Origin of the sequence: Micromonospora eburnea (genome assembly GCF_900090225.1) — a bacterium.
Lineage (GTDB): Bacteria > Actinomycetota > Actinomycetes > Mycobacteriales > Micromonosporaceae > Micromonospora > Micromonospora eburnea.
Genome location: NZ_FMHY01000002.1, coordinates 3,319,128 through 3,335,220, shown reverse-complemented (window position 1 = coordinate 3,335,220; position 16,093 = coordinate 3,319,128). Strand labels below are relative to the sequence as shown.

At 71.2% G+C, this 16,093-nt stretch carries 13 protein-coding genes and 1 pseudogene; 8 read left to right on the top strand and 6 right to left on the bottom strand.

Annotated features, from left to right (window positions below; all coding sequences use genetic code 11):
- The first annotated feature begins 37 nt into the window (after positions 1 to 37).
- The 5 genes and pseudogenes from GA0070604_RS14970 (at position 38) to GA0070604_RS14955 (ending at position 6,525) form a co-directional block, all read left to right on the top strand.
- Positions 38 to 454: a hypothetical protein gene (locus tag GA0070604_RS14970; protein ID WP_091118505.1), complete on the top strand. Its 417-nt coding sequence runs from the start codon at positions 38 to 40 to the stop codon at positions 452 to 454.
- Positions 455 to 647: 193 nt separating this feature from the next.
- Positions 648 to 1,934 (top strand): ArsB/NhaD family transporter, encoded by a 1,287-nt coding sequence (locus GA0070604_RS14965; RefSeq protein WP_091118504.1) that lies wholly within the window; start codon positions 648 to 650, stop codon positions 1,932 to 1,934.
- 190 nt (positions 1,935 to 2,124) lie between these two features.
- Positions 2,125 to 2,268, top strand: a pseudogene (locus GA0070604_RS34335) (DUF2510 domain-containing protein); the annotation flags it as partial.
- Positions 2,269 to 2,361: 93 nt separating this feature from the next.
- Positions 2,362 to 2,958, top strand: coding sequence for a hypothetical protein (locus GA0070604_RS32450; protein ID WP_244161908.1), 597 nt, complete (start codon positions 2,362 to 2,364; stop codon positions 2,956 to 2,958).
- 195 nt (positions 2,959 to 3,153) lie between these two features.
- Entirely contained in the window at positions 3,154 to 6,525 is a 3,372-nt protein-coding gene (locus GA0070604_RS14955; RefSeq protein WP_167363476.1) for an endo-1,4-beta-xylanase, read from the top strand.
- Positions 6,526 to 6,575: 50 nt separating this feature from the next.
- On the opposite strand, the gene GA0070604_RS14950 is transcribed toward GA0070604_RS14955, so the two are convergent.
- From GA0070604_RS14950 to GA0070604_RS14930, 5 genes are all read right to left on the bottom strand, one after another.
- On the bottom strand, positions 6,576 to 7,382 hold the full coding sequence (locus GA0070604_RS14950) for a hypothetical protein (protein WP_091118501.1): 807 nt from the start codon (positions 7,380 to 7,382) through the stop codon (positions 6,576 to 6,578).
- Entirely contained in the window at positions 7,379 to 8,338 is a 960-nt protein-coding gene (locus GA0070604_RS14945) for a WD40 repeat domain-containing protein (RefSeq protein ID WP_141721303.1), read from the bottom strand. The genes GA0070604_RS14950 and GA0070604_RS14945 overlap by 4 nt, the downstream gene beginning before the upstream one ends.
- Positions 8,339 to 8,432: 94 nt before the next feature.
- Entirely contained in the window at positions 8,433 to 9,422 is a 990-nt protein-coding gene (locus GA0070604_RS14940) for a BtrH N-terminal domain-containing protein (protein ID WP_091118499.1), read from the bottom strand.
- Positions 9,419 to 10,276 (bottom strand): MerR family transcriptional regulator, encoded by an 858-nt coding sequence (locus GA0070604_RS14935; protein ID WP_091118498.1) that lies wholly within the window; start codon positions 10,274 to 10,276, stop codon positions 9,419 to 9,421. The genes GA0070604_RS14940 and GA0070604_RS14935 overlap by 4 nt, the downstream gene beginning before the upstream one ends.
- Before the next feature lie 176 nt (positions 10,277 to 10,452).
- The gene (locus GA0070604_RS14930) at positions 10,453 to 12,279 is read right to left on the bottom strand and encodes a glycoside hydrolase family 15 protein (RefSeq protein WP_091118497.1); all 1,827 of its coding nucleotides are present in this window, start codon (positions 12,277 to 12,279) and stop codon (positions 10,453 to 10,455) included.
- 159 nt (positions 12,280 to 12,438) lie between these two features.
- Between GA0070604_RS14930 and GA0070604_RS14925 the strand changes: the two genes are divergently transcribed.
- The 3 genes from GA0070604_RS14925 to GA0070604_RS14915 are packed head-to-tail and all read left to right on the top strand — an operon-like array spanning position 12,439 to position 15,218.
- Positions 12,439 to 13,659, top strand: coding sequence for a D-arabinono-1,4-lactone oxidase (locus GA0070604_RS14925; RefSeq protein WP_244161907.1), 1,221 nt, complete (start codon positions 12,439 to 12,441; stop codon positions 13,657 to 13,659).
- A complete protein-coding gene (locus tag GA0070604_RS14920) occupies positions 13,659 to 14,045 on the top strand; it encodes a sensory rhodopsin transducer (protein ID WP_208602062.1) in 387 nt (128 codons plus the stop codon). Before GA0070604_RS14925 ends, GA0070604_RS14920 begins: the two co-directional genes overlap by 1 nt.
- Positions 14,046 to 14,078: 33 nt before the next feature.
- Positions 14,079 to 15,218 carry an FUSC family protein gene (locus GA0070604_RS14915; RefSeq protein WP_091118495.1) on the top strand — a complete coding sequence of 380 codons (1,140 nt, stop codon included), beginning with the start codon at positions 14,079 to 14,081 and terminating at the stop codon, positions 15,216 to 15,218.
- A gap of 59 nt (positions 15,219 to 15,277) precedes the next feature.
- Here GA0070604_RS14915 and GA0070604_RS14910 read toward each other — a convergent pair whose 3' ends face one another.
- A complete protein-coding gene (locus tag GA0070604_RS14910; RefSeq protein ID WP_091118494.1) occupies positions 15,278 to 16,036 on the bottom strand; it encodes a class I SAM-dependent DNA methyltransferase in 759 nt (252 codons plus the stop codon).
- Positions 16,037 to 16,093 lie beyond the last annotated feature (57 nt).

Below are 16,093 nucleotides of genomic sequence, written 5' to 3'. Positions count from 1 at the left end.
ACCCGAGCCCGTGCTGCGACCGTTGGGAGGTGCCGCGATGAGGGTCCGCCACGAGGTCGACCGTCACCGGTTCGCGGCGTGGCCCCTGGCGATCGTGCTGGCCGTGGTCGCCGGCGTCGGGATGCTGCTGATCGGGATGAGCGCCGCGCCGGAGCTGAGGCCGGGCGACGCGTTCCAGGTGAAGCCGCGTTCCGCGCTGGGTGCCACCGCCACCGGCGTCACCTTCTCCGCGGGCGCCGCTGCTTGGACGCAGTCGGGCACCTGCGACCCGCCGTACGGCGACACCGGTGACGGCGGCGGCGACGGCGGGCCCCACGCGGTGTTGCCGCCCCGAGTCCACCTCGACCCGATCGGCCACCACGTCGTCCTTTCCGACGCGGGGGCCGCCGCGGTGCCCTCGCGCACCCCGGTCATCCTCGGGTGCCGGGGTCCGCCCGCCTCCGTGACGCACTAAACGCTCAACGTCACCCGTTCACCGCCGCCCGCTGGTCGGCGGCGCGTCACTGCTTCTCGGAGGCTGTTTTGTACCGCCCATTCGCGGTACGGGTCCTGCTGCCCGTACCGCCATCAGCGCATACCTGGACACCGAATCCCCACCCGCACGCGACCTGCCGCACGATGGCCGACGGCCCGCCAGGGGGTCGGCCATGAGCGCCGCCGCCGCCATCGCCATCTTCGCGGTGGCGTTCTTCTTCATCGCCACCGAGAAGATCCACCGGGTCGCGGTGGTGCTGACCGCCGCCGGGCTGATGGCGCTGCTACGCCTGGTCCCCGGCAACGACGTCTTCTTCTCCGAACACGCCGGCATCGACTGGAACGTCATCTTCCTGCTGCTCGGCATGATGATCATCGTCGGGATCGTCAAGCGGACCGGCCTGTTCGAGTTCCTGGCGATCTGGGCGGCGAAGAAGTCCCAGGGCCGGCCGTACCGGCTGATGGTGATGCTCATGCTCATCACGGCGGTGGCGTCGCCGTTCCTGGACAACGTCACCACCATCATGCTCGTGGCCCCGGTGACCCTGCTGGTCTGCGACAAGTTGGGTGTCTCCGCCGTCCCCTACCTGATCGCGGAGGCGCTCGCGTCGAACATCGGCGGGGCCGCCACGCTGATCGGCGACCCGCCGAACATCATCATCGCCAGCCGAGCCGGCCTCACCTTCAACGATTTCCTGGTGCACATGGCGCCGGTGGTCACGGTGGCGTTCGTCGTGTTCGTGGTGATGTGCCGGTGGCTGTTCCGTCGCTCCTTCGAGTACCACCCGGAGCGGGTCGCGGAGGTGATGGCCCTCGACGAGCGCAAGGCCATCACCGACGTTCGGCTGCTGGTGCGCTGCCTGGCTGTCCTGGGCCTGGTCATCACCGCCTTCTCGCTGCACGCCGTCCTGCACCTCGAACCGGCCATCGTGGCTCTGCTCGGCGCCGGGGCGATGGTGCTGGTCACCCGCGCCACCCCGGAGCAGTTCCTGCCCGAGGTGGAATGGTCCACGCTGGTGTTCTTCATGGGCCTGTTCATCATGGTCGGGGGGCTGGTCGAGACCGGGGTGATCAGCGCCGTCGGCCACTGGGCGGTGGGCGCCGTCGGCGATGACTACTTCGCCGCCGCGTCCTCGCTGCTGTTCGGTTCGGCCGTCTTCGGGGCGTTCCTGGACAACATCCCGTACGTCGCCACCACCGCGCCGATCGTCGAGGACATCGTGGCCGAAAGCGTCGACCCCGCGGTCATGCAGCCGCTGTGGTGGGCCTTTGCCCTCGGCGCCGACTTCGGGGGCAACGGCACCGCGGTGGCGGCGAGCGCCAACGTGGTGGTGCTCGGGGTGGCCGCCCGCGCCGGCCAGCCCATCGGCTTCTGGCAGTTCACCAGGTACGGCATCATCACCACCGTCGTCACCACAATCGTGGCCTGGGCCTACGTCTGGCTGCGCTACTTCGCCTGACCCCGCCCCGACGGATCTGTGTCGCCCCACCAGGGCGACAGTTGGCCGCACCCCTCGCCGGACGGGACCAGGGTCCCGAGTCCCCCCTCGTCCCGTCCGGCGCTGGCGCGACTGGTCGACGGCCGCCCGCCGAGGGCGACCGTCGACCGGTCGCGCGTGTACGTTGTACTCAGGGCGGCCGGCGTCGGCAGTGGCCAGGCCCCGAACGAGCCGAGCCAGCGCCCTGCGGCGTCCACTGGCTTCGCTCGGGGAGGATACAGACGTGCGGCAGGGCTGGTATCCGGACCCGACGGGCCGCTTTCCGCTCCGGTGGTTCGACGGTACCCAGTGGACGCCGCAGGCGTTGGACGGATGGCAACGGCCAGTTGTGGACCCGTTGCCCGCGGCACCGGACCCGCCGGCCGCCGCCGCGTCACCGTCGTCGGGCGTGTCGACCGGCCCCGACGAGGCGGAGCGGGTGCCGCTGCCGCCTGCCCCGGTGACGGCGTCCGGAGATGCTGTGCCGACCCGACGTGATCCCGCGCCTGCGCGGCCATCCACCAGCATGGTCGAGGAGGGTGGCCGGCGAGCTACCACCGATGTGGCGTGGCGGCTGCTGGTCGTCGGCGGAGCCGCGGGCCTGATGGCCTTCGGCTTCTTCGTACTGCCGTGGATCGAGGTCGGCGACGGACGGCTACCGGTGCACTACCGCGACGCCGCCGGCTGGTTCAGCGTCCACCGGTACGACCTCGGCGGCTGGGCGTCCGCCTATCACCACGGGTTGGCGTTCCTACAGGCAGCGTTCGCCGTCGCGGCCACAGCCACCGCGGTCGGCGTACGCAGGCGCGGCTGGACGCCCCGCTGGTGCAACCTGCTGGCGGCGCTGCTTTTCGGCGCGGCTTTCGCCGCCTTCGCCGCTTCGCCGGTCGCGGATACGGCCGAGGTCAAGGCCGGAACCGGTCCCATGGCTGTCGTCTGGTCCTACCTTCTGCTGATCGTCGCGTGTCCCGTCACGAGCAGAAGAAAATCCCGACCCAGCCGATAGGGGAATGTCAACCCCCGTAACGTCACGATCCGTCCATCCTTGCGGCCGTTGCTGTCTCGCCGCTTTTCCGAGAACTTCCGGAAGTTCTGGCCCCGGCAGTGGGCCCGTCATAGCATGCACGCGCTTGGATCCGCCGAGGGAAAGCCGGTGCCAGGCACACCCCACCGCCATCCAATTCGCGTAAAGGGACCACCGATGCGCCTCTGGAACCTGTCCCACCGATCACGACGCCGATCGCAGACCCTCGCCGTACTCTGTTCGACCGCGCTCATCGCGGCCATCACCGCCGCACCCGCCCCGGCCGCCGCCGCGCAGACCGTCCTCTCCAACGACTTCGAGTCCGGCTCGTACGCCCCGTGGGGGCAGCGCGGCGCCGTTACCCTCGCCATCGCCGACGAGGGCCACGAGAGCGACCACAGCCTGTCGGTCACCGGCCGCACCGCCAACTGGCAGGGCCCGGCGACGAGCGCGACCGCGGTGTTCAACCCCGGTACGCAGTACACGGTCAGCGCCTGGGCGAAGCTGCCGGCGGGCACCGAGGGCACCGCCGGCGTGCACTTCACCGTCGAGGCGACCCCGGCCGACGGCGGCGCCAACACCTACACCTGGATCGGCGGCAGCGCACCCGCCACCGCGGCCGGCTGGGTACGGATCGGCGGCGACTACACGCTGCCCGCGGGGCTCAGCAGCGCCACCCTCTACGTCGAGGCGGACGGCAGCACCCCGTTCCTCCTCGACGACATCCTGATCACCGCGCCCGACGGCAGCGGCGGGCCGGAGCCGGGCACCAGGGCCATCGACACCGACTTCGAGAACGGGCTGGACGGCTGGGGCCCGCGCGACGGCGGTCCGGGTGCTCCGAAGGTCACGCTCACCGACGTCGCGCACGGGGGTGCGTCCGCGGCGCTGGTCACCAACCGGGTCAACCAGGGCGCCGGCCTCGGCCGCGACGTGACCAGCCTGTTGACGGCGGGCGTGACCTACGAGTTCGACGCCTGGCTACGGTTCGCCGAGGGCCAGCCGACCGACCAGGTCTGGCTCAGCCTGGCCAGCACGACCGGCGACAGCCAGTCGTTCAGCACCCTCGCCCAGTTCGAGACGGTCACCAACACCGGGTGGACGCAGGTGAGCGCCCGCTTCACCATGCCGGCCGCGGACAGCGCGTTCCTCTACTTCGAGACCCGCTGGCAGGGTGCGGACGTGGCCGGCAACACCAGCGACTTCCTCGTCGACGACATCGTCGTACGGGTGCCGGAGCCACCGGTCATCGAGGACCTCACCGGCATCCACCAGACCACCGACTTCCCGGTCGGCGTGGCGATCGACAGCCGGGAGACGGTCGGCGGGGCCGCCCAATTGCTGACCCGGCACTTCAACCAGATCACGCCAGAGAACCACATGAAGCCCGAGGCCTGGTACGACAGCGAGCGCAACTTCCGCCCGCACGAGCAGGCGCTGGCCCTGATGGACTTCGCCCGGGACAACGACCTGCACGTCTACGGCCACGTGCTGGTCTGGCACAGCCAGACCCCGGCCTGGTTCTTCCAGGACGCCGCCGGGCAGCCACTGACCACGTCGACGGCCGACCAGCAGCTGCTGCGCGAGCGGCTGCGCACCCACGTCTTCAACATCGCCAGGTCGCTGAGCCAGCGGTACGGTCCGTTCGGCTCCGCCACCAACCCGCTGTACGCGTTCGACGCGGTCAACGAGGTGGTCAGCGACAGCGGTGAGTACGCCGACGGCCTGCGCCGCAGCGAGTGGTACCGGATCCTCGGCGAAAGTTTCATCGACCTGACGTTCCAGTACGCGAACGAGGCGTTCAACGACACCTACGCCGCCGCCGGGAAGACCCACCCGGTCGCCCTGTTCATCAACGACTACAACACCGAGCAGAGCGGCAAGCAGGCCCGCTACCGGGCGCTCGTGCAGCGGCTGCTCGCGCGCGGCGTGCCGATCGACGGGGTGGGCCACCAGTTCCACGTCTCGCTGGCCACGCCGGTCAGCAGCCTGGAGGCCGCGCTGGCGGCGTTCAAGGACCTGCCGGTGACCCAGGCCGTCACCGAGTTCGACGTCACCACGGGCACCCCGGTCACCCAGGCGAACCTGATCGAGCAGGGCTACTACTACCGGGACGCTTTCCGGATCTTCCGGGCGCACACTAAGGACCTGCTGTCCGTCACCGTCTGGGGTCTCACCGACGGCCGATCGTGGCGGAACAGCAGCGGCGCCCCATTGCTGTTCGACGACAACCTGCGGGCCAAGCCCGCCTACCACGGGGCGGTGGACGGCGAGCTGTCCGCCCGGCTGCGTACCGCCAACGTCTTCGCCGGTGACGTGGCCCTCACCGCCGGCGCCCCGAAGGATCTGACCTGGCGCAAGCTGCCGCTGCACCCGGTGGAGAACGCGGCGCGGTTCCAGCTGCGCTGGGCACCGGATCACCTGACGGCGTACGTCACGGTCAACGACACCACGGTTTCCGGCGACGACCGGGTCAGCTTCGTCCTGGGCGGCAAGACGTACCAGGTCTCCCGCGACGGCAGCGGTGACGTGCCGGCCGTCGTGGCCAAGCGGGACGGCGGCTACGATCTGGTCGCCCGCCTGCCGCTGACCGGCGCCGCCCGGGGCGACACGCTCACCCTGGACGTGCGGGTCCGCGACAACGGCACCACGTCCGGCTGGAACACCCCGGGAGCGGTCGGCACCCTCACCCTGGTGGAGGAGCTGTCGTACCTGGAGGTGCGCGAGACCGCCACCGCGCCGGTCATCGACGGCACGGTGGACGCCGTCTGGGCCCACGCGGGCTCGGTGACCACGGCCAAGAAGGTCTCCGGCACCGACGGCGCGACCGCGAAGGTGCGTACCCTCTGGCGGGGCCAGACGCTCTACGTGCTGGCCGAGGTCACCGACCCGACGGTGGACGTCTCCGGTTCCGACCCGTGGACCCAGGACTCGGTCGAGATCTACGTCGACGCCGGCAACGCCAAGAACGGCGCCTACCGCTACGACGACACCCAGATCCGGATCAACGCCGACAACGTCGTGTCGTTCGGCACCGGCGACGAGGCGTTCCAGGCGGGCCGCCTGGACAGCGCAGCCGTGCGTACCGCGACGGGCTACACCGTCGAGGCGGCGATCAGCCTGCTCGAATACGGCGGCCTCGACACGTTCCACGGCCTGGACTTCCAGGTCAACGACGCGTCGAACGGCGCTCGTACCGGGATCCGCAACTGGGCCGAGCAGGAGGGTGTGGGCTACCAGAGCACCGCCCGGTGGGGCGTCGGCCGGTTGGTGGCCGGTTCCAACGTGGAGGTCACCCTGACCACGATCGCCCGGTGGAACTCCGACAGCGGCGGCGGCTACTGCTCGACCATCACCGCCACCAACACCAGCGCCAAGCCCGTCGCATGGACCGCTGTCGTCGATCTCGAGGGCGACATCTACGACGCGTGGAACTTCCAGCGGGAACGGCTGGCCGACGGCAGCTACCGGATCAGGGGCGTGGACTGGAACCGGACCCTGGCACCGGGTGCCAGCACCGTCAGCATCGGGTACTGCGCCAACCTGTGACGCCCGGCGGCGGCCACCGTTCCGCACTGGCGGTGGCCGCCATCGGCGGGTCAGGAGTAGCGCAGTTCGACCGGCGATACCGGCGTGGTGCCGCAGGCCGGTGGAGTTCCGGCGCACTCCACCCAGTGCTCCGTCCCGGCCTCGACCCGATAACCGCGCGGGCCGATGAAGCCGGTCGTCCGGAAGGCGCGGCCATGGTTGGTCACCTCGACGCTCTGCGGCTCGCCGCCGACGACCAGGTTGAGCTCGATGACCCACTCCACCGTGCCTTTCGTGGTGGCGGTCAGCTCGAAGACCTCGGTTTCTCCTCGTTGGAGGGTGACACCGAACAGCGGCAGCCGGCCGTCCACCTTGACGGCGTACTCGGCTGACGGGTGGTCTTTGTCCAGGTCCATGGCGACCTGCCGTGGCGTGACGGTGCCCTGCCCACCGCCACAGGTCAGTGAGATGCCGCCCGGGGCGGGCCTCGCCGAATGCCTGATGGTCCGCGCTCGCATTCCCTCGATGAGCACACCCTTGTCGGATACGCCCTGCACCACCAGGCGTACCCGGGTGGCATCCTGGTCCACCCCGCCGTTGGCGTGCGCCCAGTCCACCACCGAGGCGCAGTCGATCGGAGGGGGTGTGGCTGGACGGGCACCGGCCGGCATGACGAACGAGAAGACGTCGTTCCCCCAGGCCGGCACGGTGGCCGGGTTGCTCACCACGTTGATCGCGATCGGCCGCTCGTCCGGCGGGTCGAGCCACTTCGGCACATAGATGCTCGCCGCGGCTCCGATGACCGCCGTGACCACCCCGCCGACCACGAACCACCATCCCTTGTGGATGGACCGCAACGCGCGCCGCGTCGGCCTCACCTCTTGCCGCGTGGCAGCATCGTCACTCTGACCCCGTCGGGTATCGACCAGACCTGCCCGCCCTCGCCGCCGTCGAGAAGCAGCCATTTCCCGTCCTCCGTGAAGTGCGGCTCCACACCGAAATACCGCAGTTGATAGTCCCCGTTCAGCGGCGGTCGCTCCGGCAGCGTCCAGACCCGCTGCTCACGTCGGCCGGCCACGTTCCACAGCGACAGCCTGTTGTCGGGAATCACCAGGGCCACCAGGCTTCCGGCGCGGTTCACCGCGCCCGTGTCCGCTCCGCAGCCGCACGGCACCCAGGTGAACTTCTGACTCTCCACCGCCCAGTGCAGGAATCCGTCGCTGCCCGCGGCCACGACCTGTCTGCCGTGGTCGAAAACGGCGAACGATCCCGAGTACCAATAGGCACCTGGATCGTTGGACACCTCGATCTCCGGCGGCACCGGTGAGGTCACCCACGTCCCCGTCGCCATGTCGATCACAACGAAGCGACCGTTACGGACCTTCTGGTAATCCTCTCGGCCGATTAGGTAGGCGCTGTCCGCCGAGAAACGGATGCTCTCCACGGGCGGGGTGAACAGCGCCTTCGGCTGCTTGGTCCGCAGGTCATAGATGATCACCGTGTCGGGATGCGCGACGGCGAGGTAATGCCCGTCCGGCGAGAAGTCCATGCCGAGGACCCTCTCAGCAGCGGTGCCGAACCGGCCGAACTCCCCGCCGTCCCGGGTGACCACCACCCATTCATCGACATGCCTGGCTTCGAATCGCCCATCCTGGCTGAGGTGATGGTCGAGCTGACGCCAGGCCAGGTCGAAGGTCTCGGCCGGTAGCGCGATCGATGTCGGTGAAGACTTGGTCGTGATGATCGGGTCCGACCCGTCGGAGGTCGTACGGCCAGGAGTTGGCTGGCACGCGACCAGACAGGCCAGCAGCACGACGCCCGCGGCCAACCTCACCGTTTTGCAACTCCCCCCAGGACGCCACAATCCAAGGCCGGAGTCTATAGAGACTTGTCAAGGTCGCAGGGCGGGTAGAGAAATCGATGGTGGGTCAGTCGGCGGGTACGGCGGCCAGGATCCGCATGGCGTGCTGTTCCCGGCCCGCGAGTTCGGTGAAGATCGCCGCGGCGCGGTTCAGGTGCTCTGGTTCGCCGGTTTCTCCGGCGGCCGTGAGGTGCTGGGAGACCTCGCTCCACAACGGGGCGATCTCGGCGTAGAGCCGCTGACCGAGGCGGAGGTTATCGTCGTCGACGATCGCCGCGGATTCGGCGAGGAAGTCGCGGTACATGTTGCGGAACAGGGCGCCGCCGGTCCCGCCGCCTTCCATCAGCGCCGCCGCCCGGGGGAGGTCGCGGGACGGGTCACTAGAGCGGTCGAGCCAGCGCGCCACCTGTCGGGCCGCCTTGGCGATGCCGCGGTGGCCGAGGTTGGCGATGGGTGGGTTGAGGAAGGTGTGTGCGTTGCCGCGCACGGCCGCCCGAATGGCGTCGCCCAGATCGGGACGACCGGCGGGGCCGGCGATGGTGTACGAAAGGTTGCGGGCGGTCATCGGCCCGCGTTCGTCGCGGGCCCGTTCCAGGCTCGTCCGCGTGGTCGTCACGGCGCCGCCCTGCTGGGCGGTGTCGATCAGGTAGGCGTGGGTGTCGTCGTAGCCGCGCATCGCCACGAAATGGGCCCCGAAGTGGACCTTCGTGGTGAAGTAGTCCAGGTGGTAGGAGTCGAGTTGCAGGCCGACCGGGCGTCCGGCGGTGAGGGCGGCAACAACGTTCTGCCAGGCCTTCCGGGGCGAGGCGGTCTCCTGGATGTGCAGCGTCAGACCCAGCCGGTCGGCCACGGTCCGGGTGATCATGGTCGGCTTGGATCGGCCGCCGAGGAACGGAAAATCCATACTCTTGGCGTCCCAGTAGACGAAGCCCAGACCTTCGCCGAGGCCGAACAGCATGGGCTCGGACAGGTCGAGACCCTCGTGGCGCAACAGCGCGCCGAGTGCGGTGGTCTCGCAGTGCTGGCCGGCGGGGAACGCCACATTGTCGATGATCATTCGGTGTCCTGATCTGCTGGTCGGGTCGGGTTGGACGGGGCTCGGACCGGCCAGGCGACCTCCGTACGGAGCGCCGCCGTGGGCACGCCGGGCGCGGGCGGGACGAGGTAGCACTCCTCGGCCGGGCCCGCCAGCACCCGGTCCTGCTCGGCGATCCAGCGCCCCAGCGACCGGTACGCGGTCTCGATGTCGTCGTAGCCGCCCTCGTGGACGGTCGCGGCGAGCAGACAGCCCGTCAGTTCCCCGGCCGCGATCGTCGCGGTCGGCCGGGGCGGGCGCCCCACCGGCACGAACAGCTCCACCGTCAACTCCGCCGCGTCGAGGTCGTCGCCGAGGTAGCGGGTCCCGACCGGGCCGGCCGGGGCGATCCCCTGCTCGGCGAGGCCGGCAAACAGCCGCGTGAACCCGGGCCCCAGCGCCTCGGCCAGCCCGCTCAGCGGGGTACGCACCAGCATGCGGGCGGTGGGCTGGGCGGGGCGCCATCGTTCGTACACGTGCAGCCAGCCCGGCACGCGCTCCGGCTCGGCCAGCACGGCCCCCAACCGCCCGGCGATCTCGTTTAGCCGGGCCGCCCGCACGGCCACGCGTTCCCGGTGCCGCTCGATGACGAGGCGTGCCTGCTGCGGGGTGTCGGCCGCCAGGATCTCGGCGATCTCGGGCAACGGCACCTCCAACTCTCGTAGCCGCCGGATCAGCCCCGCCCGGGCGAACTGATCGACGCCGTACCGGCGGTAGCCGGTACCCGGATCGACCCACGCCGGGACGAGCAGACCCAGCCGGTCGTAGTTACGCAGCACTCGAACGGACAACCGGGTCGCTCGCGCGAACACTCCGATCGGCATCAACCCCGTCACCCATGCCTCCAACAGCCTCGACCCTCCCCCAGAGAGAGAGTCAATCCCGGCCCCCGCCGGACCGATCACGGACCAGATCATCATGGAAGTCCGGGATGGTGGGGCAGCAGGAGCCCGGCGCGTCGGCGATCGGTGAGCAGCGAGGCCGAGGGAATCGCGGCCGGCCGGTACGGTTCCTACGGGCCGCGTCTCGGTTCGGGCCGGATCGGGTGTCGCTCGGCCCAGCTGTGCAGGGCGTCCCGGTCGGCCGCGCCGTCGAGGTTGAGGGCCGCCTCGATCAGCGCGAGGTGGGTGAACGCCTGCGGGTAGTTGCCGAGCGCCGTGCCGTCGGCGGCGAGTTGCTCGGCGTAGAGGCCGAGCGGGCCGGCGTAGCCGCAGAGCTGGTCGAAGACCCCACGGGCGTCGTCCCGCCGGCCGGCGAGCACCAGCGCCGAGACCAGCTCGAAGCAGCAGAGCAGGAAGGCGCCCTCCTCACCCGGCAGCCCGTCGCCCACCGCGTACCGGCGGAGCAGGACGGGCCCGATGGTGAGGCGCTCGCGGATCCGGTCGACCGTGCCGGCCACCCGGGGGTCGTCGCCGGGCAGGAAGCCGACCACCGGGATGCGCAGCAGCCCGGCGTCCACCTCGCGCGACCCGTACGCCATGACGAAGCTGCCCAGCTCACGGTCGTAGCCGCGGTCACAGACCTCGGCGTGCAGCGCGTCGCGTTCCGCCCGCCACCGCCGTACCGGCGCGTCGTGGTCGCCGGCGAGGTCCGCGAGGCGGATGCCCCGGTCGAGGCAGACCCAGGTCATCACCTTGGAGTTGACGTAGTGCCGGCGCGGCCCCCGGATCTCCCAGATGCCGTGGTCCGGCTCCCGCCACCGCTGCGCCATGACGTCGACGTGGCGGCGCAGCAGCCGCCACTGCTCGGCGGTCAGCTCGCCGGTGAGCTGCTGGTACGCCAACGCGGCGTCGAGGACGTGCCCGTACGTGTCGAACTGCACCTGCCCGACGGCCCCGTTGCCGATCCGCACGGGCGTTGAGCCGGCGTACCCGGACAGGTGCGGCAGCGCCTGCTCGTCGGTCGTCACGCCCCTGATGCCGACCAGCGGCGCCAGGGTGTCCCCCGGTCCGGAGCAGACGTCGAGCAGGAAGCGGAGGTAGCGCCGCCCCTCCTCGGCGTGACCGAGCCGGAACAGCGCGAGCAGCAGCAGCGCGGCGTCACGGTGCCAGGTGAACCGGTAGTCCCAGTTGCGTACCCCGCCGATCTCCTCGGGCAGCGAGGTGGTCGGCGCGGCGAGCAGCGCGCCGGTCTCGTCGAAGGACAGGCCGCGCAGCACCAGCGCGCTGTGCCGCACCACGTCGGCGCCGAAGCCGGCGTAGTCGCTGCGCGCCGACCAGTCCCGCCAGGTGCGGCAGGTCCGGTCGAGCAGCTCCTGCGGCGCGGCCGGGCCGGACCGCTCGCCGTAGCCGATCAACACGGTGGCCGTCGCCCCCTCGGGCAGCTCGATCTCGCCGCACAGGCTGCCGCCGTCGGCGGCGAGGGGCAGGGTGGCCCGCACGTCGAGCGGGACGCCCCGCGCCTGCCACCGGCCATCGGCGGCCGCCCACTCGGCGGCGGCCGCACCGTAGCCGGGTCGCGGTCGCAGCCGGATCGCCAGCCGTACCGTGCCGCGCTCGGCCGTCACCCGCCGGACCAGCAGCTTCTCGGCGTGGATCGGCCGGTCCGGGGCGCCGGGCCGGATCGCGAGGAAGTCCTGCCCGACGGCCGTGCCGGTGGCCGCCGGGTACCGGCTCTCCACCACCAGCGTGTCGGGCAGGTAGCGGCGTACCGGCTCCGGGCAGCCGGCGACGGAGAGCGCGAAGGAACCACCCACACGCCGGTCGAGCAGGCGCGCACACACCGCGTCGCCCTCGGCGTGCGGCACGCAGAACCACTCGACCGCGCCGTCCGGACCGACCAGCGCGGTCGTGTGCGTGTCGGAGAGGAAGGCGTACGAGTCGATGGGCGGGACGGTCATGCCAGCGCCGGCAGGACTCGGAGGCTCGGTGGGAACTGCTCGTGCGAGGCGTGGAACCCGAAGGCGGGCATGCGATTCCTCCTGGCCGGCGTCGCCCGGGACCGGCGAGTACCCGGCACGGCGGCGGGTAGTCAGCCGGATCCGGGGCAAAGAGGGGGCGTGGTGGCGAAACGGTTCGTCAACTGGTCCGGGAGCCTGTCCTTCACCCCGGCGGAACACGCCGAGCCGGACGACGAGGACGAGGTGCGCCGGCTGATCCGACGCGCACGGGAGTCCGGCACCACGATCCGCCCGGTCGGCTCGGGCCACTCGTCGAGCCCGCTGGTCCGCACCGGCGGGATGCTGCTCAGCCTCGACCGGATGGCCGGCTTGATCGCCGACGACGGGGACCGCGCCACGGCCTGGGCGGGCACCAAGCTGGCGGCGCTGGGCGAGGGCCTGCACGACGCGGGACTGGCCATGGAGAACCTCGGCGACGTCGACTACCAGTCAATCGCCGGCGCCACCGCCACCGGCACCCACGGCACCGGGCTCGGTTTCGGCAACCTGTCCACCCAGGTCGCCGGCGTACGGCTGGTCACCGGCACCGGCGAGGTGCTGGACATCTCGGCCGAACGGAACGCGGAGCTGCTGCCCGCGGCGCGGCTCTCGCTCGGCGCGCTCGGCGTGGTCACCCGGGTCACCCTCGACGTGCAGCCCCGCTTCGAGTTGCACCGCCGGGCGTGGTGCGCGCACGTCGACTGGACCCTGGACCACCTGGCCGAGCTGCAGCACACCAACCGCAACGTGGACTTCTACTGGTATCCACGCAGCGACCTGGCCCAGATCCGGACCCTGAACCGCACCGACGAGGTGCCGGACGAGCGGGCCTGGGCCGCACGCCGGGTGCCCGGATCGACACCGTGGGAGGCGCCGCGGGAGATCGAGGTCGGCCCCACCCACCGGACCATTCCGCAGGCCCGCCAACTGCGCTTCGAGGAGATCGAGTACATGCTCCCGACCGCGGCGTTCTCGGCCTGCTTCGCGGAGGTGCGCCGCCGGGTCAAGGAGCGGCACCGCCGGGTCGCCGGCTGGCGGGTGCTGGTACGGAGCATCGCCGCCGACGACATCTGGTTGAGCAACGCCTACGGCCGCCCGACCATCACCATCGCCTGCCTCCAGAACACCGGCCTGCCCTTCGAGGAGTACTTCCGGGACATGGAGTCGGTCTTCCGGCAGTACGGCGGCCGCCCGCACTGGGGCAAGAAGCACTGGCTGACCGCCCGGGAGCTGCGACCGCTCTATCCCCGCTGGGACGACTTCCAGACGGTACGGCGGCGTCTCGACCCGGACGGCGTGTTCCTCGCTCCCGACCTGGCCCGGCTGCTGGAGGAGGAGTGATGCCGGAGATCGGCGCCCGCGTGTGGGTCGTCCCGGGCGGGCACATCCCGTTTCCCAGCCACGGGCAGGAACCCGACTTCACCAGCTTCGACCAGCTCTGCGTCCTCAACGCCACGGACACCGAGGCCGAGCTCAGCCTGGACCTCTACTACGAGGACTGCGATCCGGTCGGACCGTACCGGATCACGGTCGGCGCCCGGCGGATCCGACACGTGCGGGTCAACGACCTGATCGACCCGGAGGCCATCCAGCTCGACCGGCCGTACGGCTGCCTGCTGCACTCCACGGTGCCCGTGGTGGCGCAGTTCCTCCGCCAGGACACCCGGCTGCCGGGCGTGGTGGCGCTCACCGGCACCATGGCCTACCCGGCCCCGCCGCACGGGTAGGTTCGGCGCCTCGCCGCGGGGGTACCCGGGCCCATGCCGTCCGACCGCCTGCGCTCCGTGGCCAGACCGGTACGCGGCCGGGCCGTCGGCACCGGCCGCGACATCCGGCGCCGGCTGCAGGCGTATCTGATCGTGGCCGTGCAGGCCGGGCTCGCGGCGGCGCTGTCCTGGTTCGTGGCCCGGGAGGTGCTCGGCAACCCGGAACCGACGTTCGCCCCCGCCGCGGCCGTCGGTGTGATCGCCGCGGCGCTCGGCAACCGGGCCCGCCGGACGATCGAACTGGTCCTCGGAGTGGTGCTCGGCATCACCGTCGGGGACCTGCTCATCCTCCTGGTCGGGACCGGCCCCTGGCAGACCGCGGCGATCGTCTTCCTGGCGGTCTCCGCGGCGGCTGCGGTCCGCGGCACCGGCGCGCTGATGACCCAGGCCGGCGGTACGGCCGTGCTGATCGCCACGCTGACCCCGACCGCGCCGGGCCTGGAGCTGCCCCGGACGATCAACGCGCTGGTCGGCGGCGTGGTGGGCATGTTCGTGGTCCTGGTGCTGGCCCCGCTCAACCCGCTACGCACCGTCCGCCGGGTGGCGGGCCCGGCGCTCGATCTCTTCTCCCGGCAGATCACCGCCGCCGCCGAGGCGCTCGCCAGGGGCGATGCCCGCCGCGCCGAGGAGGTGCTCGACCGGATGCGCGAAACCAACGCCGAACTGGCCCGCGTCGACGAGGCGATCAACGCCGCCCACGAGGTGGTACGCCTCTCCCCCGTCCGCTGGCGGGGGCGACGGAGGCTGGCCGCCTACCGCCTGGGCACCGAACACATGGACCGCGCCTTTCGCAACAGCCGAACCCTGGTCCGCCGGATCGGCACCACGCTACGCAGCGGGGAGAACGTGCCAGCCGACCTACCAGCCGCCGTGGAACTCTTCGGCGAGGCCGTCCGACTGCTGCACCGCGAATTCCTCGCCGCCAAAGAACCCGTGCAGGCCCGGGAGCGGGTGCTGGCGGCGGTCCGGCACGCCGGCGCCGCATGCCGGCAGGACATCGGGTTCTCCGGAACGATCGTCGTCGCCCAACTGCGCACCGTCGCCAACGACCTGCTCCGCGCCACCGGCGTTTCCCATGGCGAGGCCCGCCGGTTGGTCCGGCAGGCCGCCCGTCCGCAGCCAGGGGCTGCGTAGTCGATACCGTGACAGCGGCCCATGGCCAGGCCGGCGGGCGGATCCCCGGGTGGCGTCAGTCAGCCCTGAGCAGCGGCGTCGAGCGGCTTGCGCCAGACCGACACGTGGCTCTCGCTGTCGGAGGTGAAGGGCGCTCCGTGCCAGTCCGCCACCCGCTGCTCCAGCGTCAAGCCGGCCAGCCGGGCCATGAGGTCACACTCGGCGGGCCAGATGTAGCGGAAGTTGCTGTAGCCGTAGCGTGCGCTCCCCTCGTCCAGCCCCCGGTAGTAGTGGTGGGAGGTTCCCCGCTGCGTGACCATGTCGTAGGTGTCGAAGCCGACGTGCCGGTCGGTCACCTCGAACGGCACCGCCGCCTGCCCCGGCGGGAACCGCCGGATGCCCGGCACCCACAGCTCGATGACGAAGCGACCACCCGGCGACAGGTGCCGGGCGGCGTTGCGGAAGCACTGCACCTGCTCGTCCTGCGTGCACAGGTTGCCGATGCTGTTCCATACGACGTACACGAGCGAGAACTGGCCGGGAACGGTTGTCGTGGCCATGTCACCGACGACGACCGGCAACCGCTCTGCGGAGGCCTTGCGCCGCAGCCGGTCGACCATCGGCTGGGACAACTCGATCCCGGTCACGGGGACGCCTCTGGCGGCGAGCGGGATCGCCACCCGACCCGTGCCGATCGCGAACTCGAGCGCGGGGCCGGAACCCGCCAGCCGGGCGAGGAAGTCCACGGCGGGGTCGAGCACGTGGGGTGCGAACATCTCGGCCGAGATGTCGTCGTACCGCTCCGCGGTGTCCTCGTCCCAGAGGTCGCTGCTCGTCATGGGTCCGAAGCATCCTCTGCCTCCCAACGCTCACGCCACCGGTTAACGGGCGGGTGA